This is a genomic window from Lelliottia sp. 489 (genome assembly GCF_050435885.1).
GTDB classification, from domain to species: Bacteria; Pseudomonadota; Gammaproteobacteria; order Enterobacterales; family Enterobacteriaceae; genus Enterobacter; species Enterobacter nimipressuralis.
The window spans coordinates 389689-404063 of record NZ_JBNDLC010000003.1; the positions used below are offsets into that span (position 1 = coordinate 389689).

A 14375-nucleotide genomic window follows, 5' to 3' on the forward strand; every position below is an offset into this window, starting at 1 on the left:
CAAATCCAACATCACGCAACTCTTTATCTATGAAATGAATCTTAGGCATGTGATTGTCGCCCTGATATAGAAATATCAAATGTATCTGCCGGGCCGCATATGAGCAGGCGCTGAAAACGACATACTTACGTCAACCAGACAGCAAGCATTGCAGCAGTCGCAGGTTGAGAGGCAGGAAAACGTAACGATAGTGTTCTCAAAATTTTATTTAATTAAATGCTCCATTAACAGGCTGGCACGCCTTTCGCCAGCCATTGCGGCCAGACGGCTGCCCAGTTGGAGCCATGCGCCATGCCGCTTACCACTGCCGTGTGGGCGCAGGTTTCGCCTGTCGCCTGCACAAAACGACGGGCGACCTCGGGGGGAATCGTTTTATCCGTGTCGCCGCTGAGATGCAGCTGTGGAATGTGCTCCAGCTTGCTGACACGGTCGATAGCGCTCAGTGCGTCAGGCATCGCGCTCACATTATGCAACTCGTTGACATAATTGACATCGAGATTACCCGCCACGGTGCGCAGCACCCGGACATCTCCACGCCGTTCGGCCAGTAGCGCCGCGATATTACCCCCGCCAGAATATCCCGTTAATTCAAGCGTCACGCCCGGATAACGCGCCGTAAAATGGCTTAGCGCATCGTCCATCGCCTTCAATACCTGCGGGGAGAAACGATCGGCGGTCCACCAGCGAACACTGCAATACGCAGGCAACGGCGGCCCTATAAACTGACATGGCCGGCCCAGATAGAGCACGCTGGCGTGAGTATCAGCGGCAGCCAGCTTCAGGCCAACGGGATTACGCGGAGTAGGATCCTCCGAGGGCCGCGTGCGGCTTTGCCAGGCAAATCCATCCCCTTCGATGTAGACATGCAGTGACGTCACGGTGGGTGCAATTCGACTCCAGCTGGCAATCAAAAAGGAATCTGTCTGAACATTTTCTCTGGTAAGACCTGTATCCTGCGCAATCTGGCTTGCCGTCTCCCGGGGTTCGACAGAAACGCAGCCCGCGAATAAAAAAGATAAATTAATCAATAAGGCTGCAAAGAATATATTCTGTTTAACCCGCAAAGCCATATCTCACCCTAAGTTAAATTAAAAACAACACAAAATTTATGGAATTATTTCTCGATGAAATAATTAAGCAAAGCTTATTGTTTTTTGCAACAAATTGTATATTCTGCGCCCGAACAATATCGGATTAATCCGAAGTTTCTCCATCTGCATTCTTACAACAATCGCAACTTTGTGACGGCTCACCATGAGAAAAAAATATCTTAGCCAGCTGATTTCTTTGCTAGTGGCTTCAACAGCAGCACAGGGGCTGCTGACGACCCATTCTATCGCAGCATCAGACGTTATCATCGACGCACCAATGTCCGGCCTTCAGGTGCTCGGCTCAAACGATGTTATTCGCGTGACCAATACCGGCTCCCTTAGCGGCGCGCCCACAACCGCGTTAACGCTTCAACAGGGGGCGACGGTCACTACATTCACCAACGAGGGCCTGATCACTGATATTAGCGATAATAATCTGCCCTTCAGTATGAATGTGGTGCAAATTGACGGTACGGCCGGTACGTTTGAAAATAACGGCATCATCCAAAGCGTTAATCAATACCATTATGGCAGTATCGTCGAACTGAGTGCGTCGGGCGTCGTGGATAATTTTATTAACCGTGGCACGATTCAAAATTCTCTGAATAATTTTAATATGGGGATGGATAATACCGGCTCCGTCGAAAATAACGGCCATATTCTTAATCTGACGAACACGGAAACCGGAACCATTACCGGCTATCGCGGTATTAATAACCTCGGCACTATTGATAGTCTGACCAATGCCGGCGTAATTACCGCTGCGAATAACAATTTTATGCCGTTGCCCGGGCAAAACGGCGCGATTTATAATCGCGGGATCATTGGTACGTTGCATAATACGGGCACGCTCCAGACCGGCACCCTCAATTATTTCGGCAGCGCCGGGGTGATTAACTGGGGGACGATCAACACCCTTATCAATGACAATCTGATCAGCGGTAGCGCAGACGCCATTACCAACTATGGCACCGTAGGTACCCTTGAAAACAATGGCCGCATTGCTGCGATTAACAATGGTATTTTCGCCAGCAGCTCCGACGGAAATGCTATCGCCGAGATCGTGAACAACGGCGAAATCTCGGGCGGCTATTACGGTATTTACCTTGCCAGCTACAGCAACCAGAATCCAGCCACTCAAATCATCAACAACGGCACCCTGAGCGGCGGCAACACTGCCCTGTATATCTACACGGATACCAACGCCAGCGCGGATATTACGCTGACCAACAACGGTGTGGTGAAAGGCGATATTTACTCCCAAAGCGCAGCACCGTTACTCATCAATGGTGGCATCACGACCACGGGAACCTTAACCGGCCAGAACGGGACAGGCACCCTCACCAGCCAGCACTCAGACGTCATCTTTGGCACCGGTTCACTGCTGCTGAACGATAACGTGAATGCGGCCACGGTCCAGAACCGTGGCGCGTCCTTGCAGGTCAATACAGACATTACAATTGCCGGGGATTACCACCAGAAAGCCGCGGCAGCGCTGATTTCAGGTATCTCCGATCTGGCAACCCAGAACGGCACGCTGATGACCGACAGCGGCTATGGTCGTCTGAATGTTACTGGCAATGCGACAATCGAAGAAGGTTCCAGCATCAACCTGGTCCGCACGGGTGGCACGTATCAGTTCGCGGAAGGCCAGCGCTATGTGGTGATCAATGCCGCAGGATCGGGCACCGATTACAACGCCGACAAGCTGAACTACAGCGCGATCGGCTACCGTGGCGCCGTGAGTGGCTCCGTTTATGAGACAGGGACGGACAAAGCGCTGGTCTTGACCGTGGGCGCCGAGCCTCCGGTTGTGACGCCGCCTGTAGTCACGCCACCGGTCGTAACACCGCCAGTGGTGACGCCACCTGTTGTGACGCCGCCCGTTGTAACACCACCGGTTGTAACACCGCCCGTCGTGACGCCACCGGTAGTAACGCCGCCCGTTGTGACGCCACCTGTTGTAACGCCGCCCGTTGTAACACCACCGGTTGTAACACCGCCCGTCGTGATGCCTCCCGTTGTAACACCGCCAGTGGTGACGCCGCCGACTCAGCCAACGCCAAAACCTGCGCTGGCGACGATCCCAAGCGCCACCGCGGCATTGGGCGGTCTGGCGAACTACACCGGGATCTCCTCTCCGCAGCTGTTGGATCTGTATAACGCCTCGTTAGCCATCCAGGGCAAAGACGAAGCCAATCGCGCGGGCGAAAAACTCTCCCCAGGCCAGAACATCAACACTAGCTCTGCTGCCGCCGTGGCGACCTCTACCGCTCAGGCGGTTGTGGGCGCGCACATTGATGCCGTGCGTAATCCGCACACCTCCGGCACCAGCGGCGTCGCGACCGGTGATGACTACACAAGCAACTGGATCGTCTGGGGTCAGCCGTTTGGCGGCTATGCGCGTCAGGACAGCAGCGCTGAAATCAGCGGCTACACGGCGAAATTTGGCGGTCTGATTCTGGGCGCCGACCGCTCGCTGGGTTACGACTGGCGTCTGGGCGCCGCCGTGAACTACAGCAACACCTCCGTGCACGGTAAAGGCAATCTGAGCGGTAACACCTCCACCGCCGACAACTACGGCATCATCGGTTACGCCGGTTACACGGGCGATCCGTGGTATCTGAACCTCTCTGCCGGTGTAAACCGCCAGAACTACAGCTCGGTTCGCCGCGCGGACTTCACCGGTTTCTCCGGTGCTGCGCAGGGTAAATTCAACGGTCAGTCCGTCACCCTGCAAACGGAGTTCGGCTATCCGGTCGCGCTGCCTGCCGACGTTGTCGTCACGCCGATTGCCAGCCTGACGTACGGGTATCAGCATGTGGATGACTATAAAGAGACAGGCGGTAACGGCATGGCGCTGGATGTGGGCAGTACCCACTCCCAGTCTGTGGTGAGCGATATCGGTGCCCGCATCGAGAAAACCTTCGCGACCGGTCTCGGCAGCCTGACGCCGTTCGCGCAGGTCTCGTGGATTCATCAGTACGATAACCGTCAGGTGAGCAGCCATGCGACCTACGCCGCCGATGCCGTCGGTGAAACCAGCTTTATCACCAAAGGCGCATCGCCGGTGGAAGATATGGCGGGTGTGGCGATCGGCAGCACGCTGTACGACGCCAACGATCTGAGCCTGGACGCGCGCTACGATCTGCAAGCAGGCGAGCGCTATCAGGCGCACACCTTCAGCCTGCGGTTGCGTAAGATGTTCTAATTGCTGTGAATAAAATGGGGCCGCACATGGCCCCATTTTTTTACCATGGGCGGCAAAACATTGAGTTTTTCATCGGGCGCGTTAATAGTAGTTCTTTTCCCGATAAGAAAATGCCATGAGCCAAACTGCACTCTCCTCTGCATTAAAGGGCGGCGCGCTGCTCCTGCTGCTGATCTTGATTTATACCGGCCTGTTTACCGGGGACCGCATCACCTGGATGATGGAAGTCACCCCCCTGGTCATCGTGGTACCACTGCTGCTCGCCACCCAGAAACGCTACCCCCTCACTCCCCTGCTTTACACGCTGATCTTCTTCCACGCGATCATTCTGATGGTCGGCGGAATGTACACTTACGCCAAAGTGCCCATCGGTTTTGAAGTTCAGGAGTGGCTGAATCTGAGCCGTAACCCGTACGATAAACTTGGACACTTTTTCCAGGGGCTGGTGCCTGCCCTGGCGGCGCGTGAGATACTGGTGCGCGGCGGTTACGTCAATGGTCGCAAAATGACGAGTTTTCTGGTGTGCTGCATCGCGCTGGCCATCAGCGCGACCTACGAGCTGATCGAATGGTGGGCGGCGCTGGCGATGGGACAAGGCGCGGATGATTTTCTCGGCACGCAGGGCGATCCCTGGGATACCCAGTCAGATATGTTCTGCGCCCTGCTCGGCGCGCTCACCACCGTCCTGCTGCTGGGACGTATTCATCAGCGGCAGCTGGAACGCATCTGAGGGATCGCCACCCATCGCCACCCCAAGCCGACCGTGGCGACCACGATTGTCAGGGTCGCTGCCATGTGCAGGGCGAAATCCAGGGGATGCACTTCGACGGAGTGGCAAAATGACAATAGCGTTAGCGCCATGCAGGCGACGCCTGCTCCTGCCGAGGCGAGACTTTGCAGGGGATGGAGGCTGCGGGTACGGCGCAGATAGCCAATAACCAGCAGCACCATCGGCGCGCTGACGGTCATCATAAAGACGTAGCAATTCACCGCGTCACGATGGTGAATCTGGGACGACTGGCCCAGATTTGCCAGCACGCAGCCCAGCCACACGATCAGCAGCGGCATAAACCACTTCCAGCTCAGGGGACGACGCCCGGCGATGCTGAGTAAAAACGCGTTGCGAATCGCCAGCACCCCCATCACAAACGTCAGCCCCAGTTGCAGCATGGCCAGCAGTGCGCCCGCCTGGGACCAGTCCGTCGCCACGCGCTGCAACAGCAAACTGCAAAGCCACCCGCTCGGCAACGCCATTAACGTCCACGACAGCACGCGCCAGCCATCGCGCCACGGACGGGTGACGGGCTGCGCCTGCCGACTCAGTTTTTCGATTAACAGCTCATGATCGGTCATGATTCGCTCCCATCCGGCGAAGATTGGTAATAGCCCTGTGCAGCAGGGATTTCACCGCAGAGATCGTCAGATTGTGACGGCTTGCCGCCTGCGCAAGCGTCATCTCCTGCAGATGAATATGTTCCACGATTTGCCGCTGGCGGGCGGGCAGCCTGTTGAGGATCAACGCCAGCTCCTCCTGCTCGTCCTGATGTTCCACGCTCTCGACAGCCGCGACGTTGGCCAGCGCCTCTTCCGTATCCGTTTCCCGGCGTAATTTCCGCCCATGATGGCGCAGCGCATCGACCGCCCGAGCCTGAGTAATCGCCATCAGCCAGGGTAAAAAGGGGCAGTCTGGATCGTAGGTATGGCGAACCCGATGCACCGTCAGCAGCACATCCTGGATGACATCTTCCACCAGCGCCGGATCGAACACCTGTCGGCGCACTATCGCGCGGATAGCCGGAACGATCGCCCGCAATAACTGCGTATAGGCGTGACGATCGCCAGCCTGCGCTTTTGTCATCAGCTCAGGCCAGGCCTCGCGCGGGGCAAGTCCGTTATCCATGTTCCGCCATGACGTTACCTCATGCTTTTTTGCCAGCCGCCTGATTCAGGGCATTCACCACGATTGAGGGCGTCAGCACCTGCGGGAGCACGTGCGGCGCGCTTCCGTCTGCCGGATAGACCACGTACAGCGGCAGACCGCCCTGGCCGAACGTGTTCATCGCATCATCGATGTCCGCGTTAAATTTGGTGGAGTCTGCCACCATATACACTGCGCCAGTGCGGGCCATCGCCTCTTTCACCGCCTGCGTTGAGAGCGAAGTGCGATCGTTCACCTGACAGGTGATGCACCACGACGCGGTAAAGTTTACGAAGATCGCTTTGCCGTGACCGCGCAGGGCCTCCACGCTCTGCGGAGACCACTTCACGGGCGCCGCGTTATCCGCCACTGCGGTCACAGGCGCCGTTGATCCTGCGTTGATCGCCCTCGGTAACGGCACGATGGCGACAACAAAAAACGCCACCGTGATAGCCAGCAGCACTTTGTAAGAGTGACCGAGATAACGTCTGCGCTGCGCGATACCGTACAGCCACGCGGCAAAGCTCACCACCACTGCGCTCGCCAGCATCACCGCCAGCGCCGTGGTGCCAGCCTGCTGCGCCAGCACCCACACCAGCCAGGCAAAGGCGCCCAGCATCGGAAACGCCAGCCCACGCTTGAGCACATCCATCCACGCACCAGGGCGCGGCAGGCGACGGGCAATTGCCGGGAACAGGGAGACGAGGGTAAAGGGGGCGGCAAAACCGAGCGCCAGCGCGAAGAAAATGGCCAGTGAAACCGCAGGCGGCTGCACCAGAGCATAGCCCACGGCACCCGCCATAAACGGCGCGGAGCACGGCGTGGCCACCACAATCGCCAGCGCGCCGGTCAGGGCAGAACGAACAAACGCTCCGCGACCGACAGAGATCTCCCCTGCCCGCTGCAGCGACAGCCCGACCTCAAATACACCGAGCAGGTTGAGCGCAGCCCCGAGAATAATCAGCGCCAGAACCGCAATCACCAGCGTCGACTGCAGCTGAAATCCCCATCCCACGGCGGTGCCCCCGGCGCGCAGCGCCAGCAGCAGCGCCGCCAGCACCATCATGGTGAAAATCACCCCGAGCAGAAAACCTAGCCCTTCGGTTCGTGCGCTTTTCGTGTCGCCCTGATGGCGCATGATCCCCAGCGCTTTAAGGGAGATCACCGGGAAAACACAGGGCATGAAATTCAGGATCACGCCGCCCAGAAAGGCGGCAAAAATAGCGGTTAACATAGCAAACCTCGAATGCGAACGTCGGCGTTAATCAGGAGTGCGATTTCGCATATTGCTTCACGGCGTCCATCGTTTTCTGAATGTGCGCATCCGGGTTGCGGTCGGTGTAGCTCAGCAGAATTTTGCCATCCGGGGCGATGACGAAAGAGGTGCGATCGGAGAGGGTTTTACCGTTCATCTGCATCAGCGTTTCATACTCGGCCGCCACTTTCGCGCCGGGATCGGCTGCCACCGCAAACTTATCGCGGCACTCCAGTTTCGAGAATTCATCCACCTGGTCGACGTTCCCGGCTGTCACCCCCACCACCGTGGCGCCCAGTTTTTTGAAATCATCCGTCGCTTCGGCGAAGGCGTGGGCTTCCAGCGTGCAGCCCTTGGTAAACGCCGCCGGGAAGAAATAGAGCACCACCGGCCCTTTTTGCAGCGCCTGCTGTAAGGTGAACGTCAGCGGTTTACCGCCGAGCGCGCCCTGAAGGGTAAAATCGGGCGCTTTCGCTCCGGCTTCGAGCGCGGCCTGGGTGTTCATGGAAAACAGTGAAAGGGTCAGTACGGCGGCGGCAGACGCGATTTTCAAACGTTTCATGGTCAACTCCATCAGGGAAAAGGGGGGCTATCTGAATAATAGTTCGTTAGCCCGCGAGCAAAAGTTTCGCCCGACCATAAAAAATTTATCGCTGTTAGCTAAATTTACGCACCAGGAAATCGAGATCCTCTTCTTTTACCGCTCTGGCAAGGTAATACCCTTGAAAACTTTTGATGCCAGCGGCCGATAAGGTATTAAATTTTTCCTCGCTATCCACCCCTTCGGCGACACAGGCAACGCCAGTAATATCGCTGTAATACTGCATCGCTTTAATCAGACTGAAATCACTGTCATTTGCGGCAAATTTATCAACGATATCTTTATCCAGTTTCAGGCCATCAAAAGGAATTTGTCTCACCGGGAACATAACGTGATCGCTTGAAAAACAGTCATCTAAAAACAGTCTGCACCCCGTTTGGCGCAGGCGCTGCATGGTGTCCGCAATCCCTTTATCCAGCGTTACATCAATCGTTTCGGCGAACTCAAACACCAGTTTTTCTGCCCAGTGTTCATCACTTAACATTTCAACGGCTTTTTTTGCCATCCCTGGTAAGGCATTTCCGGATGCCAGTTCAGGCGGGATATTAACGGAGAAATAATATTTTCCATTATATTTGTTAATCCCGCGAACAGCGGCATCAATAACCAGAGCCATCAGCTGCAACCAGATATTTTTATCATGCATGTTCGCCAGAAAATCTGCCGGTTTAAGGATGACGCCTTTACGATTCCAGCGCAGTAATATTTCAAAGCCAACGCCTCTTTTATCACTGTCGGTAATAATCTGATACACCGGGAATATCTCTTTATTTATCAGCGCGGTGGTGAAACGCCCGTCTAAATAAGCATTATCATGACTCACAGGCTCGCCTGAAACAGCGAATGTCGCCCGAAACAGCGCGCCACGGCTTAAAAAGGTATTGATCAGCTGCAATTTCCGCAGGCCCTCTTTGCGATAAACGTATATCGTTTTGATCGCCAGACCACAGGCTTTTGCCTGGGCTTTGACCGACACGCCACGATAGAAAGAGAGCACAGAATCTAACTCCCGGCTCGTCAAACCCTTTTCAAAACAATCTTTTACTTTTCTCTCAAGGAACGCGGCCTCTTCCAGCGGCGGGAACACTGCCGTCACAATATCCTGACAGGGGTGCGATAAATTCGCGACGCGTATATTTCTGAGTTTATTTTTATCCCTGATCAAACTGTACAATGTGCGGTAAAGCCAGTTTGCCGGTAATTGACTGTAAATAAGGACAGTGACTTTCGCAGGTTTGGCGTTGAGCAAGACGATCATTTTTTTCAACGAACCTAAAATTTCGCAGATATCTCCTTTAAGGAATACAGAAATCGTTGCACCTGCACTGGCGTATACCGCATTCAGTTCTTCCTGGGATGGCTCATCACCATCGACCATAATACGGTAAGCGCAGATCCCGCTGTTATTCAGAAGCATTTCATACCCTTGCCAGGCATAGCTGCAGGAAGAAATGACGTATCGATTCTGAAAACGTTTCAGGTAGTTGGCACGTGCATCCCAGGCCATGATAATCTCCAGCGAAATATAAATGAGGGTAAAAATGTTTATTGCGAAAAGACGATAGCTGGCAAAATCAATGACCAGAAATAAAAAGAATGATGTTTGCGAACGCCTTTGACACCTTCGCCACTGCGTCTCTGAATAGCGAGATCATAACAAACAAGGAATGTTATCACCATAGATTTAATATCGTATTTTTGTATAAAACAGGTGTCTCCTGTGTTTTTTGTTTAAAACAAAAACATTACTCATCGCGACAGGTGGACATATTTACGTTAATTACCCAACGTATTTAACGTAAATATGTTCATTCAGTAAACATCCACACATTTATTCAACTTTATTTCGTCATCCTCTGCCCACCACGCAAATACACACTTCCTGAATATTATTCATAAATACCAAAAGTAAATTCCACTTATCACATGTATAATAGTGACGCTAAACATTCAATAGAGAAATGAATACCCCCATTGGCTCGTCTCAACATAGGACAACCGTATGGATATCCATATATCATCAAGGGCTTTACTGCTTCGAAGGGATGTGATTAAAAATAATCCAAGATTCAGCGAAGCAATAAAACAACACTTCACCATTAATGATGCCATCTACAAAAAACAACCGTTGTTCTACAAAACGATGCTCCAGGAGTCACGGTTCAATATTGTGTTATCGATGTGCTGTTTTGTTTTTGGCGATCAGGCTTCTTCAGTATCAGAAATAAAAGAATTATGTACCCGCTATAAAATTGCCAGTCCAAACAGTGTTATAGCCATTATCACTTTACTCAGAACCACCAACAGAATTAAAACCTGGCGGTGCACCGAGGATCGGCGCAAGACCATCATCGAACCAACAAAAAAAGGGGTAGACGAACTTAAAAATTATATGTCTGGGGCCTTTTTACCCGTAAGCACTTTATATCCTGATTACAACGTCAATATTAACCTGCTGGATAATGATACGCTCAGACACAGTTTTTTCCGGCGGGCCGCAGAATATCTTTTTCGTGGTGTCACCTTTAAAAAGATTTTGCCAGAGGTAGGGTTATTTATTGAGAAAGATGGCGGGCGCATGATCATGCTGTATCTTTATCTGCAGGCGATGAAGAATAAAAATGCTCACGGTGCCACTATTGATTATTCAGCCAGCGTGCTGGCAAAAGAGTTTTTCGTCTCCAGAATTCATGTAAACCGGATCATAAAATCCGCTCAAGAGGCCGGCTATCTGAAAGAGCGAGAAGATGGACGCATCAGTATTTATCCAAATTTTTTACAGCTGGTCGAAAACTATGCCGGACTTTACTTTGCCTACGTCACGCATTATCTGAACATACATCCTAAAGAGCGACTGTCTTCTGTCTGATTAAATTCCACGGGAAAATTGAACTGGCGAGCGGTTTTCCGATCGCCAGTATTCATTATCTTTCGCGCAGGGCCTCTTTGGTTTTATTCAACGGTTTCAGCAGGTAGTCAATGATGGTTTTACTGCCCGTTTTAATATCCACGGTCGCAATCATCCCTGGAAAAACAGGAAATTCTTTCCCCTGCTTATTCGTCAGGTGATTACTCGTGGTTCTGATATAGACCCGGTAATAGTAAACATCTCTTTTAACATCATCCTGAATCGTATCAGGAGAAATCATGGTCACTTCGCCTTCCAGCCCGCCATAGATGGAGTAGTCATAGGCCGTCACTTTGACCAGCGCTTTTTGCCCTGGATGGATAAAGGCCACATCGCGCGGGGAAATTTTGGCTTCAATCACCATCTGATCGTCGAGCGGCACCAGGCTCAACAATTTTCCATTTGGCGGGATTACGCCCCCGACGGTGGTGACATCAATATCTTTAACAATTCCGCGAACCGGCGCGTTGAATGTCAGACGGGTGAGGGAATCTTCACGCCCTTTCATCACCGAACGCTGGGCTTCGATTTCGGCATTCGCCTTGGCTAACTCTTCACGGGCGCGAACGTAATACTGGTTTTGCATTTCCGTGATTTTATTCTCAAGCTCATTTTTTTGACGCTCAAGACGCAGAACTTCCACCTTGCTGGCCGCCCCCTGGGTGACCAGCGGTCGGGTCAATGATAGCTCGCGCTGGATAAGTGTTACCCCCCGACGCAAACCGGTAAGCCCTTTTTCCAGGCTGTCGCGGCGAGAGTGATACAGCGCGGTCTCCTGTTTGACCAGCTCAACGTCATCGTCCAGCTCTTGCGGGAAGACCAGCGCACTTTGATTGGCCTCCGCGTTCAGGCGCGCGGCGGTTGCCATCGCGGCATTCAGCCGGGATTCACTCTCCAGCACGCTGGACTCGGTTTTGGTGCGATCCAGCTGCGCCAGCTGTTGCCCACGCTCGACGATATCCCCCTCGCGCACCAGCAGCTTATGAATAATCCCCCCTTCCAGCGACTGAATAACCTGCTCATGCGAAGAGGGGATCACTTTACCGCTCCCGGTGGTCACTTCATCAAGCTGGAACATACTTGCCCAGATCGTGAAGAGGGCAAAGAGCGCAAACAGAGACCATGCCACCAGCGTCGAGCGCGGGAGTTTAGGCTCCTGCAGACGGCTGTTGAAACGAGAAAAATCACTCATGCCATCCCCTCCTCGGTTGCGGCCTTCGCGGGAGCGGACGGCTTCATTTTCACGGTGCGCTGCGCCGCCTTCTGCGGGGCCATACCATGGTTATTCAGGATTTTGTCGCGCGGGCCATCCATAATAATTTTGCCGTTTTCCAGCACGATGATGCGATCGACCAGTTCCAGAATCGGCAGACGATGCGTGGCCACCACCAGCGTTCGCCCGTCGCCGAGCCAGTTTTTGAGATGATGGATAAACTGCTTTTCGCTCACTTCATCAAGCCAGGCGGTCGGCTCATCGAGCAGCAGGATATTCGGTGCGGTCAATAATGCGCGCGTCAGCAACAGGGCCTGTCGCTGGCCGCCAGACAACCCGGCCCCGCCTTCGCTGATCACATAGTTCAGCCCCATTTTTTGCTTGCGAACAAACTCCAGCGCCCCGCTAACGGTTAATGCCTGATGAATCTCCTCGTCAGTCGCCAGCGGATTCCCCATCACAATGTTGTCGCGCACGGAGCCAAAAAACAGGCGTGCCTGCTGGCTGAGGAACTGCATATCGCGGCGCAGATCGGCCGTGTCGAGGTGATTCAGCGCCACATCATCGAGCAAAATGGTGCCCTGCTGCGGTTCCTGCATCCCCGCCAGAAGCTGTAACAGCGTGCTTTTACCGGAACCGTTACGCCCCAGAATCGCAATCCGCTCGCCCGCATTGATGGTCAAACGGGGGATGTTCAGAACGTTTTGCTTCTCTTCTTCGTCGTAATAAAAGCCGACCTCCTCCAGCACGTAGTGGCCGCGCAGATGGGCTTTATGCACCTTTTTACCCTGCAGGGGATCGTCAATCGGACGCTGCATCAGGTCGTCCAGCCCCTTGCGGGCCACTTTTGCCGACTGCCAGCGCGACAACACGCCGGAAATTTGCGACAGCGGCGCGATAGTGCGCGAGGCGAGAATCGATGTCCCCACCAGCGCACCGGTGGTCATGTCACCGCTGATCACCAGATAACAGCCAATCAGCAGGACCACAGCATAGACAATCGACTGAACTTCCTGCGTCCACGTCAGAAGCAGGCCGGTGAGCCAGCGCTGTTTCATCCCGACGCTCGCCGCCACGTCGTTCGAGTTGTTCCACTGGTTCTGAAAACGCTGCTCCGCGCGCATCAGTTTGATGTCTTCGATGCCCTGCACCGCCTCGACCAGCGTGGCGTTACGAATGGCCGATTCGCGCATCCCTTCCGTGGAGAGCTTTCCGAGCGGACGCTGGATCAACAGACCCGGAATCAGCAGCAGCGGCACCGCAAGCAGCACCACCAGCACCAGCGGGCCGCCGATCATCCACAGGATGAAAACGAACAGCAGGAAAAACGGCAGATCGGAAATCGCCGCAATCGTCGTGGAGGTGATCAGCTCGCGAACAGACTCCAGCTCGCGGATCTGAGCGATAAAGGAGCCGGTTGATTTTGAGCGGGCGCCGTTTTTAATGCGCAGGGCGTGGGCGAACACCCGCTCCGAAATGCGCAGATCGGCACGCTTCCCGATCACGTCTGAGATATGCACCCGCAGCATACGCATCACAAATTCGAAGGTGATGGCGAGCATCACGCCGCCAAACAGCACCCACAGAGTGGCCTCAGACTGGGAGGGCACCACGCGATCGTAAACCTGCATGGAAAACACCATTCCAGACAGGGCCAGCACGTTCGCCACCAGCGCCACCAGCATGATGTCGCTGTAGCGACGCCAGTCTTTCAGCGCCAGCTGCCAGAACCAGTTCTTTTCATAAGGTTTGATGTAGTCATCGACCCTCGCGTCGGGCGTCGATTCCAGCGGGCGCAGCACGATTAACCCCGTCAAACGGGTACCCAGCGCGTCGCGCGTCAGGCTCGTTTCCAGTCCACCGTCACCGCTGAACTGCAGGCTTACGTTGCCCTCTTTGTCCATCCGGTTGATGACCGCAACCTGCCCGCCATCAAACTCCGCTAACAGCGGCAGACGCCACGGATCAATCAGTGCCGCATCCGCCGGCACAACGCGCAGTCTAAGCCCAAGCTGGCGTGCCATATCGTTGAGCACCTGCTCTCGCGGAGAGTGGCTCTCGTGATGAATCGTGACCCGGACGTGTTCTTGCGAATAGTCCAGCCGGTAATGTTTTGCAACGAGCACCATGGCTTCAAGCCAGGGTTCGTACTGCGGGTGAGTCTTCATTTTGCAACGT

General features: G+C 54.2%; 11 protein-coding genes. 3 read left to right on the forward strand and 8 right to left on the reverse strand.

Features of this window, described 5'->3' with window-relative positions:
- Window positions 1-224: 224 nt before the first annotated feature.
- Window positions 225-878, reverse strand: coding sequence for an alpha/beta hydrolase family protein (locus ABIE11_RS13135; RefSeq protein WP_429184653.1), 654 nt, complete (start codon window positions 876-878; stop codon window positions 225-227).
- Between the two features lie 376 nt (window positions 879-1254).
- On the opposite strand from ABIE11_RS13135, the gene ABIE11_RS13140 reads away from it, so the two are divergent.
- Together ABIE11_RS13140 and ABIE11_RS13145 are read left to right on the forward strand one after the other, a co-directional pair.
- Entirely contained in the window at window positions 1255-4302 is a 3048-nt protein-coding gene (locus tag ABIE11_RS13140; RefSeq protein WP_429184654.1) for an autotransporter domain-containing protein, read from the forward strand.
- Window positions 4303-4417: 115 nt separating this feature from the next.
- Window positions 4418-5032, forward strand: a complete 615-nt coding sequence (locus ABIE11_RS13145; RefSeq protein ID WP_429184655.1) for a DUF2238 domain-containing protein — start codon at window positions 4418-4420, stop codon at window positions 5030-5032.
- On the opposite strand, the gene ABIE11_RS13150 is transcribed toward ABIE11_RS13145, so the two are convergent.
- The 5 genes from ABIE11_RS13150 to ABIE11_RS13170 all read right to left on the reverse strand — a co-directional run bounded on the left by ABIE11_RS13150 (window position 5008) and on the right by ABIE11_RS13170 (window position 9583).
- The gene (locus ABIE11_RS13150) at window positions 5008-5655 is read right to left on the reverse strand and encodes a DUF1109 domain-containing protein (protein ID WP_429184656.1); all 648 of its coding nucleotides are present in this window, start codon (window positions 5653-5655) and stop codon (window positions 5008-5010) included. The two genes, ABIE11_RS13145 and ABIE11_RS13150, sit on opposite strands and share 25 nt — an antisense overlap.
- Entirely contained in the window at window positions 5642-6202 is a 561-nt protein-coding gene (locus ABIE11_RS13155; protein ID WP_429184657.1) for an RNA polymerase sigma factor, read from the reverse strand. Before ABIE11_RS13155 ends, ABIE11_RS13150 begins: the two co-directional genes overlap by 14 nt.
- Before the next feature lie 19 nt (window positions 6203-6221).
- On the reverse strand, window positions 6222-7454 hold the full coding sequence (locus ABIE11_RS13160) for a protein-disulfide reductase DsbD family protein (RefSeq protein ID WP_429184658.1): 1233 nt from the start codon (window positions 7452-7454) through the stop codon (window positions 6222-6224).
- A gap of 31 nt (window positions 7455-7485) precedes the next feature.
- The gene (locus tag ABIE11_RS13165) at window positions 7486-8037 is read right to left on the reverse strand and encodes a peroxiredoxin (RefSeq protein ID WP_100778946.1); all 552 of its coding nucleotides are present in this window, start codon (window positions 8035-8037) and stop codon (window positions 7486-7488) included.
- Between the two features lie 94 nt (window positions 8038-8131).
- On the reverse strand, window positions 8132-9583 hold the full coding sequence (locus tag ABIE11_RS13170; protein ID WP_429184659.1) for an EAL domain-containing protein: 1452 nt from the start codon (window positions 9581-9583) through the stop codon (window positions 8132-8134).
- Window positions 9584-10078: 495 nt separating this feature from the next.
- On the opposite strand from ABIE11_RS13170, the gene ABIE11_RS13175 reads away from it, so the two are divergent.
- Entirely contained in the window at window positions 10079-10945 is an 867-nt protein-coding gene (locus ABIE11_RS13175) for a MarR family transcriptional regulator (RefSeq protein WP_429184660.1), read from the forward strand.
- A 55-nt stretch (window positions 10946-11000) separates the two neighbouring features.
- On the opposite strand, the gene ABIE11_RS13180 is transcribed toward ABIE11_RS13175, so the two are convergent.
- Together ABIE11_RS13180 and ABIE11_RS13185 are read right to left on the reverse strand one after the other, a co-directional pair.
- Entirely contained in the window at window positions 11001-12176 is a 1176-nt protein-coding gene (locus ABIE11_RS13180) for an HlyD family type I secretion periplasmic adaptor subunit (protein WP_429184661.1), read from the reverse strand.
- A complete protein-coding gene (locus tag ABIE11_RS13185) occupies window positions 12173-14365 on the reverse strand; it encodes a type I secretion system permease/ATPase (protein ID WP_102104759.1) in 2193 nt (730 codons plus the stop codon). The genes ABIE11_RS13180 and ABIE11_RS13185 overlap by 4 nt, the downstream gene beginning before the upstream one ends.
- Between the last annotated feature and the right edge of the window lie 10 nt (window positions 14366-14375).